A 16,379-nucleotide genomic window follows, 5' to 3' on the forward strand; every position below is an offset into this window, starting at 1 on the left:
CGCTCAGCGAGCCATCAAAACGCAACAGGCCGGATCTGCAATCCGGCCTGTGGTCATCAAGGGGTCGGCCCCTTATCGGCAGAGCTCGGCGTTGATAGCCCCCAGCACGGCGGCCGGATCCGCCGCCTGGGTAATGGGTCGCCCTATCACCAGGTAGTCGGCACCCGCCTCCACCGCCGCCAGCGGCGTCATGACCCGGCGTTGATCCCCGGCCGCCGATCCGCTCGGGCGAATGCCCGGGGTCACCAGCTTGAAGTCTGTGCCGAGCAAGGCTTTCAGCTCACTGGCTTCCTCGGCGGAGCAGACCACGCCGTCCAGCCCTGCCGTCTTGGCGAGGGTGGCCAGCCGGATCACCTGCTCGGCCGGGCTCACATCCAGACCCAGGGGGGCCATATCGGACTGCTCCATGCTGGTCAGCACTGTTACCCCGATAAGCCAAGGCGCCTTGTCACCATAGGGCAGCAGCGCCTCCCTGGCAGCGCGCATCATGCGTTCTCCCCCGCTGGCATGGACGTTGACCATCCAGACCCCGAGCTCGGCACTCGCCGCCACGGCCTTGGCAACCGTATTGGGAATGTCGTGAAACTTCAGATCCAGGAACACCTCGAAGCCCTTGGCCACCAGCTGGCGCACGAACTGGGGGCCAAACAGGGTAAACATCTCCTTGCCCACCTTGAGGCGGCACTCGGCCGGAGAGATCTGTTCAATGAAGGCGAAGGCATCGGCTTCGTGCTGATAATCCAGCGCGACCAGTACTTTGGGGTCTTGCATGTCACTTCCTATGGGTTGTTATGCCACATCCAGACTCGACACGGCCGACGAGCCGGTCGCAGTCTGGCATCTTGCTCACTTGGGTTAGCGCCAGGTTCGGCTTGCCGCCTCCGCTCGGATACGGGCTTTCGGTTACTAAAGATTATTCACCATCCAGGCCACGGATAGGCTTGATGGAGCCCCACTGCCGGCAGGAGGGACACTGCCAGAACAACGAATGGGTGGCAAAGCCGCACTGACGACACTTGTGGGTGGATTTTATCTTGATCTGCTCGCCGACCAGCTGCTGCAGCAGCTCCAGACTCTCCTTGGCGGGCCCCTCCTCGGCGCTCGCCAGCTGGAAGCCCACCAGCTGGTAAAACCCCTTCATGGAGGGGTGGCGCCGCAGTTGGCGCAGCACCAGGGTGCGGGCCTGGCTCAGGCCGTCGCGCGCCTCCACCAGATTGGCCAGGGCCAGGGTCACGCTGACACCGGCATGATCCTCCACCGCCTTCTCAAGCAGCGGGATCAGCTCCTGGGTGCGGCCAAGCTGCTGATAGCAATCGAGCAGCCTGGGCATGGCTTCGGAGGCAAAATCCATGTCCTGCTCGAACACCTGCAGCAGATCCTTGCTGGCCTCCTCGTGCTTGCCCTCTTCCATCGACAGATCGGCCAATCGCAGGCTGGCCCGAGCGCAGGCCGGATGGGCAGCGAGCGCCCGCTTGAACTTGGCGATCCCCGCCCCCTTGTCACCGTCGCGCAAGGCGCTCTCCGCCTGCTCGCAATAGAAATGGGAGATGGGCTCCGCCAGCTTCTTGCCCTGGAATTTCTGCAGACGAATGGCGACCTCGATGGCCTTGTCCCAGTCACGCAGCTGTTGATGGATGATGAGCAACTGCGCCAGCGCCGTCTCTTCAAAGTCGCTGTCTTCGCACAACTCCTTCCAGAGCGCTTCGGCCCGATCCAGCAGGCCGGCAGCCAGGAAGTCCCGGGCCAGCTCCTGCAGCGCGAGCTGACGCTGCTCCCGGGTCAGCTGGCGGGCGACCAGGTTCTGGTGGATCTTGATGGCGCGATCGACCTCGCCCCGCTGACGAAACAGGTTGCCGAGGGAGAGATGGGTTTCGATGGTTTCGCTGTCGACTTCCAGCAGCTGGATGAAGAGATCCACCGCCTTGTCCGACTCGTCAGACAGCAAATAGTTGAGGCCCGCCACGTACTGGCGGGAAAACTGGTTACTCTGTTGCTGGGTGTCCTGGCGAACACTCCTGCGTCCCATGTACCAGCCATAACCGGCGGCAATCGGCAACAGCAGGAAAAGCAGTTCAAGCATCGAGGGACATTATTCCTTGGCTGGCGACCGGGCTAGCTCCAACTCACGGGATTGACGACGCATGGTGCGACTGAGGGTGCGGTTTTGCAGTTTCAAGCGCAGGAAGAGCAGACCGAACACCAGCCAGCCCAACAGGAAGCCACCGGCAAAGAAGAACCCCAGCAGCATGGAGAGGGAGAACTCCCCCTGGGCGATGAGATAGTTGAACTGCACCAGCTGGCCATTTTGCGAGCCGATGGCGAGGGTCAGTACAAACACCAGCACCAATGGGATGAGGGCCAAGATACGCTTCATAAGATCTCCCTGTCTGTAGCTAATGAGAGACTGATTATCCTTAAAATCACAGGCAGACTCTAGAGCGAATGGGAAAAGACTGCGAGAAACCTGACAAATGACATATCTAAAGACGTAAAAATAAAAAAGGCATACCCAGGTATGCCATTTTCTGCATTATTCGATGATGTTCACGCGTTCGCGCAACTCTTTACCAGGCTTGAAATGCGGGACATATTTCCCGGTCAGTTCAACCTTGTCCCCTGTCTTGGGGTTGCGACCCACGCGGGGCGCACGATAGTGCAGTGAGAAACTTCCAAATCCTCGGATTTCAATCCGGTCGCCGTTTTGCAAGGTCGATGCCATCTGCTCAAGGATCTCCTTGATGGCGGCTTCGACATCTTTGGCCGGCATATGCATGCGGCTGGCAGCCAATTGTTCGATGAGATCTGATTTGGTCATAAGGTTAAATCTCCTTCCCCGATCACATGCAATTTTCATTATGCCAAGATAAAAAAGGGCGGCGTGAAGCCGCCCTTTTCTTGCATCAAGGATTACTCACCCTTGGCGGCTTTGAACGCTTCCATCATGGCATTGCTGAACACAACTTCTTCTTGTTGGTTCAGGCTGTCGATGGCAACACGCTCGTCAGCCTCGTCCTTGGCACGGACAGACAGGCTTACGGTACGGTTCTTGCGATCAACACCCATGAATTTGGCTTCAACTTCGTCACCGACAGACAGCACCAGAGTGGCGTCCTCTACACGGTCACGAGCAGCGTCGGAGGCACGCAGGTAGCCTTCCACGCCGTCAGCCAGTTCGATCACGGCACCCTTGGCGTCAACCTCGGTAACCTTACCCTTCACGATAGCACCTTTCTTGTTGTCAGACAGGTACTTGTTGAACGGGTCTTCTTCGATCTGCTTGACGCCCAGGGAGATGCGCTCGCGCTCCGGGTCCACTTGCAGAACAACGGCTTCGATTTCGTCACCCTTCTTGAATTCACGTACTGCTTCTTCGCCCTGGTTGTTCCAGGAGATGTCAGACAGGTGAACCAGGCCGTCGATGCCGCCGTCCAGACCGATGAAGATACCGAAGTCAGTGATGGACTTGATCTTGCCGGAAACACGGTCGCCCTTGGCGTGAGTTTCGGCAAACAGCTGCCACGGGTTGGACTTGCACTGCTTCAGACCCAGGGAGATACGACGACGCTCTTCGTCGATGTCCAGAACCATCACGTCAACCACGTCGCCAACGTTAACAACCTTGGACGGGTGGATGTTCTTGTTGGTCCAATCCATCTCGGATACGTGTACCAGGCCTTCAACGCCTTCTTCGATTTCAACGAAGCAGCCGTAGTCGGTCAGGTTGGTCACGCGGCCAGACAGACGGGTGGTCTCCGGGTAACGCTTGGCGATAGCAACCCAGGGATCTTCGCCCAGCTGCTTCAGACCCAGGGATACACGGGTACGCTCGCGGTCGAACTTCAGAACCTTGACTGCGATCTCGTCGCCAACGTTGACGATTTCGGAAGGATGCTTAACGCGCTTCCACGCCATGTCGGTGATGTGCAGCAGGCCGTCAACGCCGCCCAGATCTACGAATGCACCGTAGTCGGTCAGGTTCTTGACGATACCCTTAACTTCTTGACCTTCTTGCAGGTTGGCCAGCAGGCTTTCGCGCTCGGAGGTGTTCTCGGTCTCGATCACGGCACGACGGGAAACGACAACGTTGTTGCGCTTCTGGTCCAGCTTGATGACCTTGAACTCGAGTTCTTTGTTTTCCAGGTGAGCGGTGTCACGGATCGGACGCACGTCAACCAGAGAACCCGGCAGGAAGGCACGGATGCCGTTCAGCTCAACGGTGAAACCACCCTTGACCTTGCCGTTGATGATACCGATAACGGTAGCTTGCTCTTCGTATGCCTTCTCAAGCTGCAGCCAGGCTTCATGGCGCTTGGCTTTTTCGCGGGACAGCTTGGTTTCGCCGAAACCATCTTCGATAGAGTCCAGAGCCACGTCAACGGTGTCGCCTACGTTGATTTCCAGTTCGCCCAGGGCGTTCTTGAACTCTTCAGCAGGAATGGCAGACTCGGATTTCAGACCGGCGTCAACCAGTACAAAACCGTTCTCGATAGCAACGACGGTACCCTTGACGATGGAACCTTGACGGGTTTCAACGGCGTTCAGGGACTCTTCAAAGAGTTGAGCAAAAGATTCGATCATTGTTTGTGTCACAAATGAAACATCCACTCGCAATCCGGCACAAGCGGGGTTGTTTTAAATTATCTGCGCCATCCATGGTGCAGACGACTGACATCAGCTGGTGCTGACATCACCAAGTTGTTGCTCCGCATAGGCGAGCACCGTTGCCAGTACGTCATCTATGGTCATAGACGTTGAGTCTACCACAAGAGCATCTTCCGCGGGTTTCAGGGGGGCAACGGCGCGATTTCTGTCGCGATCGTCACGTTCCCGAATCTCGGTTAAAAGACGCTCAAAGTTAACATCAAAGCCCTTATCTTGCAACTGCTTATAGCGGCGCTGCGCCCGCTCTTCCGCGCTGGCATCGAGGAAAATCTTCACCTCGGCCTCGGGGAAAACCACAGTCCCCATATCGCGGCCATCGGCAATGAGCCCCGGCAACTGGCGGAAGGCACGCTGGCGGCGCAGCAGCGCCTCGCGCACGCGGGGGAAGACGGCGACCTTGCTGGCGGCATCGCTCACTTCCTGGGAGCGGATGGTACGGGAGACATCCTCCCCTTCCAGCACCACCTTGACCTGTCCGCCGTCGACCTGGAACTGCACGTCCAGATTGGCGGCCAGGGGCACCAGCGCGGCTTCGGCGTCGAGCTCCACATCGTGGTGCAAGGCCGCCAGCGCCAGCACCCGGTAGATGGCACCGGAGTCGAGCAGGTGCCAACCCAGCTTCTCTGCCAACAGCTGGCACAGGGTGCCCTTACCGGCGCCACTCGGGCCATCAATTGTCATCACGGGGGCCATCTGAGGCATAACTTTTCTCCTGCGCACTCGGCATGTTGACTGGTTGCACACATCCCTGGCGGGATGGGGTAATGGGCGCCGATTATACCCGAATGCACCGGCGCTGGCAGTTGTCAGGGCGCACAATTGCGCAAAAGTCGTCGCGATTGCGCCTATTATGACCAATCCAGTAAACCATCCCTCCTGCAAGGTTTTGTTCTTATGGTTGTTATGGACAAGGCGCGCTAAACTGGCCGCCTTTTTTAAGCAGTTGTAGTCAGGAGCAACCCTATGAGCAGCATTAGCCTGGTGGCTAAATCCAAGTTGCCAACCCCCTGGGGCACCTTCACGCTAGTTGGCTTTCAGGAAACCGGTACAGGCAAGGATCACGCCGCACTGGTGATGGGCGATATCGCGGACGGTGAGCCCGTACTGGGCCGAATTCATTCCGAGTGTCTGACCGGGGACGCCCTGTTCAGTCTGCGTTGCGACTGCGGCTTCCAGCTACAGGCCGCCATGGAGAAGATCGCCAAGGCCGGTCGCGGCGTCTTGCTGTATGTCCGCCAGGAAGGTCGTGGCATAGGCCTGCTCAACAAGATCCGTGCCTATCATCTGCAGGATCAGGGCGCCGACACCGTCGAGGCCAACGTGGCACTGGGCTTTGCCGCCGACATGCGCGATTACACCATCTGTGCCGATATGCTGAAAGCCTTGGAGGTCAAGAGCCTGCGCCTGATGACCAACAACCCGCGCAAGCTGAAGGCGATGGAATCCTTTGGCATTCCGGTGGCCGAGCGCGTCCCCCTGCAGGAGGGTCGCAATCCCCACAACGAGTTCTATCTCTCCACCAAGGCGAACAAGCTGGATCACCTGTTCAAGAAATGATGGCTCGCAGCCTGGCAGCGGAATGAAAAACGCCTCCCATCGGGAGGCGTTTTTGTTGGCGATCTTGCTGCCTTATTGCTTGTCCATCAAGGCACCGTCTGGGGCTGACTCTGGATTGGCCTGTGCCAGCAGGAAATCCCGCAGCGCCCGGTTGGCCATGGAGAGGGGATCTCCCCGCCGCCAGGCCACGCAGAGATCGAGGAAGATGGGCGGAGCAAAGGGGATGCCGCAAAGCGCCGTCTCCTCCTCCAGCGCCATGCGCAGGAAGGTGGTCACGGCAAACCCCTGCCGCACCACCGCCTTGAGCAGGGGGATGAGGTTGCTCTCGAAGCCGATGTTGGGCTCGATCCCCAAGCCCTGTGCCAGCGCCTCCATGTGCTCTCTGTGGTAGAAACCCCGCCGGAACATGGCGAGCTCCTGGCTGAAGAATTGCGGCAGCGAGACGGCGCCGGCCCCGCGCAGGGGATGCTCCTCCCCCACCACCATCAGCATCTCTTCGCGCAGCAGCTGGGCCCCCTCGAGGGCAGGCGGCAAGTCGCTGGTGATAAGGATGGCCAGATCCAGGCTGCCGTCCACCATACGACTGAGCAGCTCGCGGGTGCCCGCCTCCTCCACCCGGATCTTCAAACCGGGGTAGCTATGCTTGAAGGCCATCAGGATCGGCGGGAAGTAATAGGAGCCCATCATGTAGGGAATGCCGATGCGCACCTCCCCCCGCTCCAGTCCCTTGAGCTCGGCCATCTCCGCCTCTGTCTGGTGCATCTGCAGCAGCAGCCGCTCGGCGTGACGGCAGAGCACCTCCCCCTCCGGGGTGAGCCGCACGCTGCGATCCTGCCTGTCGAACAGGCGCAGTTCGAGCTGTTGTTCCAGCTTGGCGATGGCCATGCTGACGGCCGGTTGCGCCACGTGCAGGCCCTGGGCGGCCTTGGTGAAGGAGCCCGTGTCCCGCACCGCCAGCAGGTAACCGAGCTGTTTCAGATCCATATCAATTCCATTTATCAGACTGATAACTTAAATATATTATATTTATATAGAGCGACCCACTACTCTGCACAAAAGTCGTCGGGACAACTCCATATGATCGAAGTAGGCAGTCGCGAATGGATACGCGCCACCCTGGCCCTCAGCCTGGGCTCCTTCCTGGTATTTCTCAATCTCTATCAGACCCATCCCCTGCTGCCCCTGCTGGCACAGGTGTTCTCCGTCAGCTCCCTGTCGGCGGGATGGACCCTGGCGGGCTGCACCGCCGGGCTCGCGGGATCGCTGCTCATCTGCGCCCGCCTGGCGGACAGGTTCGGGCGTCGCCGGATCATGCTGTGGACCTTGACCTACGCCATACTGCTTTCCCTGTGCATTCCCTGGGTGACCCGCTTCGATCTGCTGGTGTGCCTGCGCATCCTGCAGGGGGCGCTCCTGGCCGGGCTGCCTGCCACCGCCATCGCCTACATGGGAGAAGAGTTCAGCAAACGCGCCCTGCTCTCGGCGGTGGGGGTCTATATCGCCGCCAACTCCCTCGGCGGCATCGCCGGCCGGGTGGTCGGCGGCCTGCTGGCGGGCTGGTTTGGCGACTGGCAACATACCTTCCTCGGGATCGGGCTTATCAGTCTCGCCCTGCTGCCGCTGGTCATCTGGTTGCTACCCGCCCAGACCCGCTTCGTGGCCGTGGAGGCCGCCCCAGGGCAACTGCGCCGCGCCATCCAGAGCCACCTCGGCAACCCCTTGCTGCTGGGGGCCTATCTCATCGGCGGGCTCAACTTCATGGTGTTCCTGAACCAGTACAGCTACCTTACCTTCCTGCTGGCCAAGGCGCCCTTCTCCCTGCCGACCCAGTGGCTCGGCATGCTGTTTCTGACCTACCTCACCGGCACCCTCGCCTCCTCCCTGAGCGGCCGCTGTGCCCATCGCTTTGGGGCGCAGCGCCTGTTGCTGGCGGGGATAGCCCTGATGGCACTCGGCAGTCTCGCCCTGCTGCAGGGGACCCTTGCCGCCATCATAGGTGGGCTGCTGGTCTCGAGTTTCGGCTTCTTCCTCGCCCACGCCTGCGCCAGCGCCTGGGTCGGCCAGCATGTGGAGCACAACAGGGCGCTCGCCTCGTCGCTCTATCTGGTGGGGTATTATCTGGGGGCCAGTCTGGGGGGGCTTTACTTGCATCCCTTCTGGGAGCGGGGGGGCCTCTGGGGATTGGTGCTCGGCATAGAGCTGGTCTTGTGCGTCACCGCCGCCTTGAGCCTCTGGCTCGGTCATCTCAAGGGGCGCGCGGCGCCGCCCCTCTCCTGTCACGCCTCGTCACGTCAGTGACGGGGCCCTCGACTCACTGGGCGTCGTAATAGTCCGCCGGCACCGGCACCACGGCACCTGTGTGCAGCTCCTCGTCGATCACCTCGCTCAAAGGGCGCAGATGAAACTTGATTTGCCCCGACGGCAGCATCAGCCCCACATCAGGGTTGCGCCCGTCGTCCATGTTGGCTGTCTTGAACGCAAGCCCGGGATGCGCGGCCACCAGCGCCGGCAGTGAGGGCACCACCAGCTCTATGTGCTCCAGCCCCGCCTGATGGGCGCGGCCCGCCTTGGGGGCGGCCAGCTCGATGCAAGGGACTGTGACCTGCTGCCAGCAGACGGGCTGATGCAGGCGATAGGTGGCGATGGGGCGGCCCCCTATCATCCCCTCCACCAGCAGCACCCCATGGCGCGCCAGCGTCTCTTTCAGGGCCAGGTATTCCGGCAAGCTGGCGGCGCGGTAACAGAGATGATCCACCACAGGGGCATCGCACTCCCCCATGAGGGCGTGCATTTCAGTGAGCAGTTGGCAAACGAATGGGGCCATGGGCCCCAGTGTGGTATCCAGTGGATGAGACATGATCACCATTTCTTCTTGGGTTGGAACAGGACATCGAGCTCGTCCGCTTCTTTGTCCTTGATGTTTTGCAGCTCCTTCTCGCTGTGCTGCTGCAGATGCTCTTCCAGCTGGCGCATCCCCTGGCGCATGTCCTCTTCCCGCGCCAGCAGGTAAGGGTCCTTGTCGGAGACATTGGCCAGGGCGCCGAGCCCCTTGGTATAGAGCTGACGGCAGGTGCCGTACTGCCCCTGGATCTGGGCATCCATGGCCCGCTTGATCAGGTTGGCGATGTTGATCTTGAGCTGCATCAGCTCGAGGCGGCGATCTTCCTGGGCAAACCCCTGGGGATCTATCTTGCCCTTGTTGTGCTCGACCCGCAGCACGGCCCGCATCTTCTTGGCCAGCTGCAACATCTGGATCGCCTGACGGTCGGACTCAGGGGTCTTGAAGTGCCCCTCGTCCTGACTGCTGTAGTTCTCCTGCACATTCTTGATCTGGGTCTGGACGTCGATGATGCGCTGTTTTACCTGGGGGTTAGGCATGACCTGCACTATGGCGCGGTAGGCATCCAGGATCCTGTGTTGCAGCAGCAGCACCATGTTCTTGGAGAAGGGCACCAGGTTGACGTTCAACAGCACCTCCTCCGTCTCGTCCGCCACGGCCTTGTGGCGGGCGATGGCCTGGCGCTTGTCGGCTTCCGCTTTCTGTTTGTATTGCTGCACCACGTTATAGGCGATGACCAGAAACAGGAGTGCGCCAATCGACAGCAATATCAAGGTTAAAATCATAGGGTATTCACACTCCTGTCCCAATCCAATTGCGTGATCCTACAACAGCTTACCCGCATAGGGTAGCGCCCAGATCGCACCTTGCCTCACAACAACGCAAGGGAGCCGCGGCGATGGCGATGGCCGGGGCCTCATGCTCCATATCGCCCGCCGCCCCCATTACTTGAGGCAAAACCCCTTCGACTGGAGGAAGCCCAGCATGAAGGGACGCGCCTCCTTGCCGAGGATCGCCTTGATCTGTCCGCTCCAGGTCTGCACCTTGTTGTTGCTGCTGCGGGCCAGGTAGTAGTCGTGGATTTGGCTGTCGTATTGCGCCAGCAGGGCGCGATCGAGTGTCTCTGGATAGCGATTCTCGTGCACCACCAGCGCGCGGGGCAGCCTGGGCTTCTGCTCCGGCTGCTGGGCGGGATGGCCAAGGCAGAGGCCGAACAGCGGGATCACCTGATGGGGCAGCCCCAGCAGCTCGCTCACCGCGGCCGGGTTGTTGCGAATGCCGCCGATGTAGACGCCGCCAAGGCCCAGAGACTGGGCCGCCAGCAGGGCATTCTGGGCCATCAGGGCTCCGTCGATGGCGCCTATCATGAGCTGCTCCACGAAGCCGGTCTGGGCGTCCGGCACTATCTGGCTGTGGCGTTGATAGTCGGCGCAAAACAGCAGGAACTCCGCCGCCTCGGCCACATAGGCCTGGTGCCCGGCCAGCTCGGCCAGGGTGGCGCGCAGCCCCTTGTCGGTCACCCGGATGAGGCTGTTTGCCTGCAGGAAGCTGGAGCTGGAGGCGCTCTGGGCGGCGCTCAGTATCTGATCGAGCTGCGAGGCGCTGATGGGCTCTGGGGTGAACTGACGAATGGAGCGATGGGAAAGGATGAGATCTATGGTCGGGTTCATGGTGCCTCCAAAATGAAGGTCACACTGTACCCAAAAAAAGCGAGGGGCCCAAGGCCCCTCGTCACCCTCAAGGGGCAGGATACACATAGGGGGCCTGCAGCCCGAGCGGGAAGCCCAGCGCCCAGTAGAGCAGCAGGAAGCAGGTCCAGCTCACCAGGAAGGCCAGGGAGTAGGGCAGCATCATGGAGACCAGGGTGCCGATGCCGGTGCTCTTCACATACTGCTGGCAATAGACCACCACCAGGGGGAAGAACACCATCAGCGGGGTGATGATGTTGGAGGCGGAATCCCCCACCCGATAGGCCGCCTGGGTCAGCTCGGGGGAGATCCCCACCGCCATCAGCATGGGCACCAGGATGGGGCTGATGAGGGCCCACTTGGCCGAGGCCGAGCCCACCACCAGGTTGACGCTGGCGGTGAGCAGTATCATGCCGACTATGGTCACCTCCCCCGGCAGCGCCAGGGCGTGGAGCACCTCGGCGCCGGAGAGGGCCAGCAGGGTTCCCAGGTTGGAGTCACCAAACGCCTTGATGAAGAGGGCGCAGAAGAAGGCCATCACCATGTAGGAGCCCATCTTGTTCATGGTGGCCGACATGGCATCGATCACGTCCTTGCCGCTCTTGAAGCTCCCCGCCACGAAGCCGTAGACGATGCCGGGCAGGATGAAGAGCAGGAAGATGAGGGGCACTATGGACTTCATCACGGGTGCCGCGAAGGTGGTGAGCGATCCATCCGGTGCCCGCATCGGCGAGTCGTCCGGGGACAGGGCCAGCCCCAGCAGCACCACGGCCGCCAGCATGGCAAACCCGGCCCAGTTGAAGGCCCGGCTCTCCTGCGCGCTGTAGCGCCCCATCTCGTCGGCACTCTCCAGATCCTCGTTGAGGGGCACCTGCTTGAGGCGCGGCTCCACTATCTTCTCGGTGACAAACCAGCCCACACAGATGATCAGCAGGGAGGAGGCGCCGGTGAAGATGATGTTGCACAGGGTGTTGACCATGTAGTCGGGATCGAGCAGCTGGGCCGCCGACTGGGTGAACCCCTGCAGCAGGGCATCCCCGCCGGAGGGCAGGAAGTTGGCGGCAAAGCCGCCGGAGACCCCGGCAAAGGCGGCGGCTATGCCCGCCAGCGGATGACGGCCCGCCGCGTGGAAGATGATGCCGCCGATGGGGATCACCAGCACATAGCCCGCATCTGCCGCCGTATGGCTGACAATGGCCACCAGGATCAGCATGGGGGTCAGGAAGCGCGCTGGCGTCACCTTGAGCAGCTTCTTCAGGCCGGTGTTGATGAAGCCGGACTGCTCGGCCACCCCGACCCCCAGCATGGCCACCAGCACTATGCCGAGCGGCGCAAAGCCAGTGAAGGTGGTGACCATGCTGGCGAGAAACTCGGCCAGCCCTGCCCCGGTCAACAGGTTGTTGACCACCACGGCCTCCCCGGTTCGGGGGTTGACCAGATCGAAGGAGAACTGGGAGCCTATCCAGGAGCCGACCCAGACGATCAGCAAGGCATAGAGGAACAACATGGCGGGATCCGGCAGCTTGTTGCCCGCCTTCTCGACCCCATTCAGGAAGCGGTTCAACCAGCCATTGGGACTGGCCGGACGCTCGTTCACTGCGGCTTGACTCATTATGGTGATACTCCATTACCAAGGAATGAGCGCGCATACTAGCGATAACGTCTAATGAATCCCATGATATGAGACAAAAATTCGATTAATTATGTTTAATTTGGCATGTCGCGCTCCTGAAATGGGACATGCCGCACATTGTCAGCGGCGGGATCAGCCGCCGATCAGCGGATAGTGACCAAGCTTGCACCGGATCCCGAAGCCTGCCGCCGCCACCTCCTCCGGGGTCATGGGAGGGCTGAACAGGAACCCCTGGAAGACGTGACAGCCCTGGGCCCGCAGGGCCGCCAGCTCGTGCTCGTCCTCCACCCCTTCCGCCAGGATCCCGAGCCCCAGACTGGTGGCCATGGCCACGGTGGCCCGGATCACCGGCAGGTTCAGCCCCACCACGAAGGAGCGATCCAGCTTGATGGTGTCGATGGGCAGACGGTTGAGGTAGGCGAGCGACGAGTAGCCGGTACCAAAATCGTCGATGGCGATCTTGATCCCTTGCTCGCTCAGGGCGTCGAGGATCTCGATGCAGCCCTTCATGTCCAGCATCAGCACGGTTTCGGTCAGCTCCAGCGTCAGCAGGCCCGCCTCGACCCCGGACTCCCTGAGCTGCTGCGCCACCTGCCCCGGCAGGGAGGCGGAGAGCTGGAAGCCGGAGAGGTTGACCGACACCGGCACCCGCACCTGCCATTGGCGCTGCCACTCCCCCATCTGGGCCAAGGCGGTGGCGAGCACCCAGCTCCCTATTTCACGAATGAGCCCCATCTCTTCGGCCAGCGGAATGAACTCCGCCGGCGAGACGTGCCCGAGCACGGGGTTGTACCAGCGCAGCAGGGCCTCCAGACCGATGAGCTTGCCCTGGGCCACGTCCACCTGGGGTTGATAGCGCAGGCTCAGCTCCCCCCGGCCGACGGCCTTGGCCAGAAACTGCTTCAGGGTCAGCTTGCGGTGCAGGCTCTGCTGCATGCTGGGGGTGAAGCGCTGCCAGCGCAGGCGCCCCATCTGCTTGGCCTGGTACATGGCCATGTCGGCGCGGGTGATGAGGTTGTCCCCGTCGTCCGCGTCGTCCGGATAGATGGCGATGCCGATGCTGCCGCCTATGGTGACCTCGGGCACCCCGCTCAGCTGCAGCGGCTTGCTCATCTGGGAGAGCATGAGATCCGCCACCTCCTGCGCCCGCTCGCTGGCCTGACTGAGGGGCACCAGGGCGGTGAACTCGTCCCCGCCGAGGCGCGCCAGCTCCACGTCCCGCGGGCAGATCTGCTTGAGCCGGCCGGCCACCCGCTCCAGCAGGCGATCCCCCGCCTTGTGGCCATAGTTGTCATTGACCAGCTTGAAGTTGTCCAAGTCCATGAACACCAGGGCAAAGCGCCCCCCCAGGCCGCAGTAGGCCTCGAGGGACTTCATCAGGCCGTAGCGATTGAGCAGGCCGGTGAGGGAGTCGTGCCAGGCCAGGTGACGGTGTTCGAGCTCCTCGAGCTTGCGATCCGTGATGTCCCGCATGGTCAGCAAGATCCGCGCACCCTGCTGGATGTGGCGGAACTGATACTGGAACCAGCGCATCCCCTTCTGGGTTCGGCACTCCCCCTCGGCCACCACCTCCCCCACCCGGGAGAGCCGGGTGTAGAAGGCCTCGTCGTCACCGGAGAAGACCTGGGCCAGCCGAGTGATACCGGTGCCGAAGCACATGTCGAAGTGGTGGTTGCCGCTCTCGAGAGCCCCCTCGTTGTCGAACAGGCAGGCCAGGGTATCGCCGGTGGCGAGGGAGGACTCCTGATAGAGGGTATCGGCATCGATGACCGCCTCTGTCATCATCATCTGGCGCCCGGCGAGCTGGATCCCGGAGAGGCGCAGATAGACCTGCTTCTTGACCCCCTTGGGGGAGAGGGTCCACCACTCGTTGTAACTGCGATCCTGTTGAAAATCACCGAGATAACGCTGCAACAGCAGATCGATGGCGGCGGCCATGTCGGCCGAGAAGTCGCGGGATTGCAGCTCGGCCAGGGAGCTCGCCTCCCACAACCCCAGGGCGGAGCCATTGGCCCAGTAAATGTGGTGACGCTGGATGTCATAGACCCAGATGGGCGTATGGAGCACGTCCATCGCGGTAAGCAGGCGTTCGTCTAGCGTATTCATGTTGCGTGATGATTCATGCTGAAAGCTCATGGCAGAACCAGCCTGGACCCGTCTTTGGCAAACGCGTCCGTGCTGGTACAAAATCCGTTCCGACCCATAATCTGGAAACAGGCAGGTGAAAAAGGGCCGAAATCATATGAAAACGCTACATGTGATCCCCATGGTCAGAAGAAATGGGCTCACACTGGTATTGTTGGGCATGGTCATAACCATTGCTATGATTTTTATACTTTTTTTCTTTCCTGAACAACTACTAATGCCGGTCATCTTCCTCCTGCTGACTGGTCTGATGACAATTCTTGTCGGGGCGCTGAAACTGGCTGAGCCTCATTTTAGTCTCTCCCTGTGTCAGGATTGTCTGCAATATCACCATAAGTACGGTGGCTGGATCCTGAAATGGAGAAATATTCAGCGAATTGACCAACCACGTATCCATTTAGGGTGGGATCTGGTGCCCCTGCCCTACATTGGCTTGAAGATTAAGGATTACGACGATTTTTTGACGCTGATCACACCCAGGCTGGCCGTTCGCCTGCTGACCGAGCAGCGCGCCGTGCTGTTGCAGGCCATCAGCAGCGAGCGCCCCGACTGCCTCACCGGAGGCTGCGGCAGCGGGCTGCTGGGCGAGGGGCTGCTGGAGGAGAGCCGCTTTCGCTCCCCCTCAGGCCAGCAGTACGATGGGGTGATCGCCATGTTGGGCAACCGCATGGCCAGACTGCGGGATCTGCTGGGTTATGATCTCCTGGTGCCGGACAACAGCCTGGACCGGCCCCCCGCCGACTTCGTCCATTTGCTCAATCAGTACCAGCGCGAGTCGAATCTAATCCAGATCAATTAAACGCCGGATTGCGCTTGCCAAGCCTGGCGACTCTTCATAAGGTCACGGGCTTGTTACAAACACCCCCTAAGCCGCTTATGAAGTACATCGAAGAGTTCTATCTGTTCGTCAAGGTGGTGCAAGAGGGCGGTTTCTCCCACGCCGCCGCCGCGCTGGGCATGCCGACCGGCACCATCAGTCGACGCATTTCACAACTGGAAGAACAGCTCGGGTGCGCCTTGCTGCACAGATCCACCCGCAAGCTGCGCCTCACCGACGAGGGGCTGCGCTATTACGAGCGCCTGTGCACGCCGCTGGCCGAAATCGAACAGGCGACCGGCGAGATCCAGGGCCAGGAGAGGGACATCAGCGGCCTCATCCGCCTCGCCGCGCCCATCGCCCTCTCCAATACCATACTGGTCGACATGCTGGCTGACTTCGGTCTGCGCTATCCCGGGGTGCAGTTCGACATCAGCCAGACCAACGATCACGCCCCCCTCTGTGATCAGGACAGGGATCTGGTGTTTTTCAACGGCGAGCTCTCCCAGACCCTGCCCAATGCCCTCTGCCTCGGCCACATCGAGTACGGCCTGTTTGCCTCCCCTCTCTATCTGGAGAAGATGGGCATCCCCTCCCACCCGGCGCAGCTGGAAGAGCACGATCTCATCTACTGCTGGCCCCACCAGCACTGGCAACTGAGCGGGCGGGACCAGCAGACGGTGCAGGTCAAGCGGACACCGCGCCTGAACGTCAACCAGACCCAGGCCGCCGTGCGGGCGGCCCGGCGCCACCTCGGCATCGTCAATGCCCCCCTGCATTATGTGCACCCCTTTCTGCAAGACGAGCAGCTGGTCGCCGTGCTGCCGGACTGGCAGTCGGGCAAGCGCCCCTTCTACATGCTCCATTGCCAGCCCCAGTTCACCCCGTTGCGTGTTAAGATGTTTGCCGATTTCGTCGAGAAATACTCTGCACGCTATCGCCATCATCAGCGGGACGATCAATTTTTGCCGGCCATGCCACTGCCCGTTGCATCTGACGGTTGATCGCCCACACTTAGCGCAATCCTCGTTGCACAGG

16 protein-coding genes are annotated in these 16,379 nt (G+C 61.0%); 4 read left to right on the forward strand and 12 right to left on the reverse strand.

Features of this window, described 5'->3' with window-relative positions; genetic code table 11:
- Window positions 1-72 precede the first annotated feature (72 nt).
- The 6 genes from pyrF to cmk form a co-directional block, all read right to left on the reverse strand.
- The gene (gene pyrF, locus OC537_RS07510; RefSeq protein ID WP_262110644.1) at window positions 73-771 is read right to left on the reverse strand and encodes an orotidine-5'-phosphate decarboxylase; all 699 of its coding nucleotides are present in this window, start codon (window positions 769-771) and stop codon (window positions 73-75) included.
- A 142-nt stretch (window positions 772-913) separates the two neighbouring features.
- Window positions 914-2,080 carry a lipopolysaccharide assembly protein LapB gene (gene lapB / locus OC537_RS07515; RefSeq protein ID WP_262110645.1) on the reverse strand — a complete coding sequence of 389 codons (1,167 nt, stop codon included), beginning with the start codon at window positions 2,078-2,080 and terminating at the stop codon, window positions 914-916.
- A 9-nt stretch (window positions 2,081-2,089) separates the two neighbouring features.
- Window positions 2,090-2,374 (reverse strand): LapA family protein, encoded by a 285-nt coding sequence (locus tag OC537_RS07520; RefSeq protein WP_005327818.1) that lies wholly within the window; start codon window positions 2,372-2,374, stop codon window positions 2,090-2,092.
- A 156-nt stretch (window positions 2,375-2,530) separates the two neighbouring features.
- On the reverse strand, window positions 2,531-2,815 hold the full coding sequence (gene ihfB, locus OC537_RS07525) for an integration host factor subunit beta (RefSeq protein WP_005299934.1): 285 nt from the start codon (window positions 2,813-2,815) through the stop codon (window positions 2,531-2,533).
- 92 nt (window positions 2,816-2,907) lie between these two features.
- Window positions 2,908-4,578: a 30S ribosomal protein S1 gene (rpsA, locus tag OC537_RS07530; protein WP_005327816.1), complete on the reverse strand. Its 1,671-nt coding sequence runs from the start codon at window positions 4,576-4,578 to the stop codon at window positions 2,908-2,910.
- A gap of 93 nt (window positions 4,579-4,671) precedes the next feature.
- Complete coding sequence (cmk, locus tag OC537_RS07535) at window positions 4,672-5,364, reverse strand: (d)CMP kinase (RefSeq protein ID WP_042649706.1); 693 nt, start codon at window positions 5,362-5,364, stop codon at window positions 4,672-4,674.
- Between the two features lie 261 nt (window positions 5,365-5,625).
- On the opposite strand from cmk, the gene ribA reads away from it, so the two are divergent.
- Window positions 5,626-6,219, forward strand: coding sequence for a GTP cyclohydrolase II (ribA, locus tag OC537_RS07540; protein ID WP_106886607.1), 594 nt, complete (start codon window positions 5,626-5,628; stop codon window positions 6,217-6,219).
- 72 nt (window positions 6,220-6,291) lie between these two features.
- Here ribA and OC537_RS07545 read toward each other — a convergent pair whose 3' ends face one another.
- On the reverse strand, window positions 6,292-7,203 hold the full coding sequence (locus OC537_RS07545) for a LysR family transcriptional regulator (RefSeq protein WP_262110646.1): 912 nt from the start codon (window positions 7,201-7,203) through the stop codon (window positions 6,292-6,294).
- Window positions 7,204-7,296: 93 nt separating this feature from the next.
- Between OC537_RS07545 and OC537_RS07550 the strand changes: the two genes are divergently transcribed.
- Window positions 7,297-8,517, forward strand: coding sequence for an MFS transporter (locus OC537_RS07550; protein ID WP_262110647.1), 1,221 nt, complete (start codon window positions 7,297-7,299; stop codon window positions 8,515-8,517).
- 13 nt (window positions 8,518-8,530) lie between these two features.
- Here the strand turns inward: OC537_RS07550 and OC537_RS07555 are convergent, their stop codons facing one another.
- From OC537_RS07555 to OC537_RS07575, 5 genes are all read right to left on the reverse strand, one after another.
- Window positions 8,531-9,085, reverse strand: coding sequence for a VOC family protein (locus tag OC537_RS07555; RefSeq protein ID WP_262110648.1), 555 nt, complete (start codon window positions 9,083-9,085; stop codon window positions 8,531-8,533).
- Window positions 9,079-9,843, reverse strand: a complete 765-nt coding sequence (locus OC537_RS07560) for a hypothetical protein (RefSeq protein WP_042650272.1) — start codon at window positions 9,841-9,843, stop codon at window positions 9,079-9,081. The genes OC537_RS07555 and OC537_RS07560 overlap by 7 nt, the downstream gene beginning before the upstream one ends.
- Before the next feature lie 159 nt (window positions 9,844-10,002).
- Window positions 10,003-10,728, reverse strand: coding sequence for an oxygen-insensitive NADPH nitroreductase (nfsA, locus tag OC537_RS07565; RefSeq protein ID WP_262110649.1), 726 nt, complete (start codon window positions 10,726-10,728; stop codon window positions 10,003-10,005).
- 67 nt (window positions 10,729-10,795) lie between these two features.
- Window positions 10,796-12,358, reverse strand: a complete 1,563-nt coding sequence (locus OC537_RS07570) for an AbgT family transporter (RefSeq protein WP_042650274.1) — start codon at window positions 12,356-12,358, stop codon at window positions 10,796-10,798.
- 153 nt (window positions 12,359-12,511) lie between these two features.
- Entirely contained in the window at window positions 12,512-14,452 is a 1,941-nt protein-coding gene (locus tag OC537_RS07575; RefSeq protein WP_163157413.1) for a putative bifunctional diguanylate cyclase/phosphodiesterase, read from the reverse strand.
- Window positions 14,453-14,774: 322 nt separating this feature from the next.
- Between OC537_RS07575 and OC537_RS07580 the strand changes: the two genes are divergently transcribed.
- A complete protein-coding gene (locus tag OC537_RS07580) occupies window positions 14,775-15,323 on the forward strand; it encodes a DUF2982 domain-containing protein (RefSeq protein WP_234571021.1) in 549 nt (182 codons plus the stop codon).
- A 77-nt stretch (window positions 15,324-15,400) separates the two neighbouring features.
- Window positions 15,401-16,345 (forward strand): LysR family transcriptional regulator, encoded by a 945-nt coding sequence (locus OC537_RS07585; protein WP_106886601.1) that lies wholly within the window; start codon window positions 15,401-15,403, stop codon window positions 16,343-16,345.
- The last annotated feature ends 34 nt before the right edge of the window (window positions 16,346-16,379 follow it).

This window comes from Aeromonas sp. Marseille-Q5825 (assembly GCF_946892685.1).
Taxonomy (GTDB): Bacteria; Pseudomonadota; Gammaproteobacteria; order Enterobacterales; family Aeromonadaceae; genus Aeromonas; species Aeromonas rivipollensis.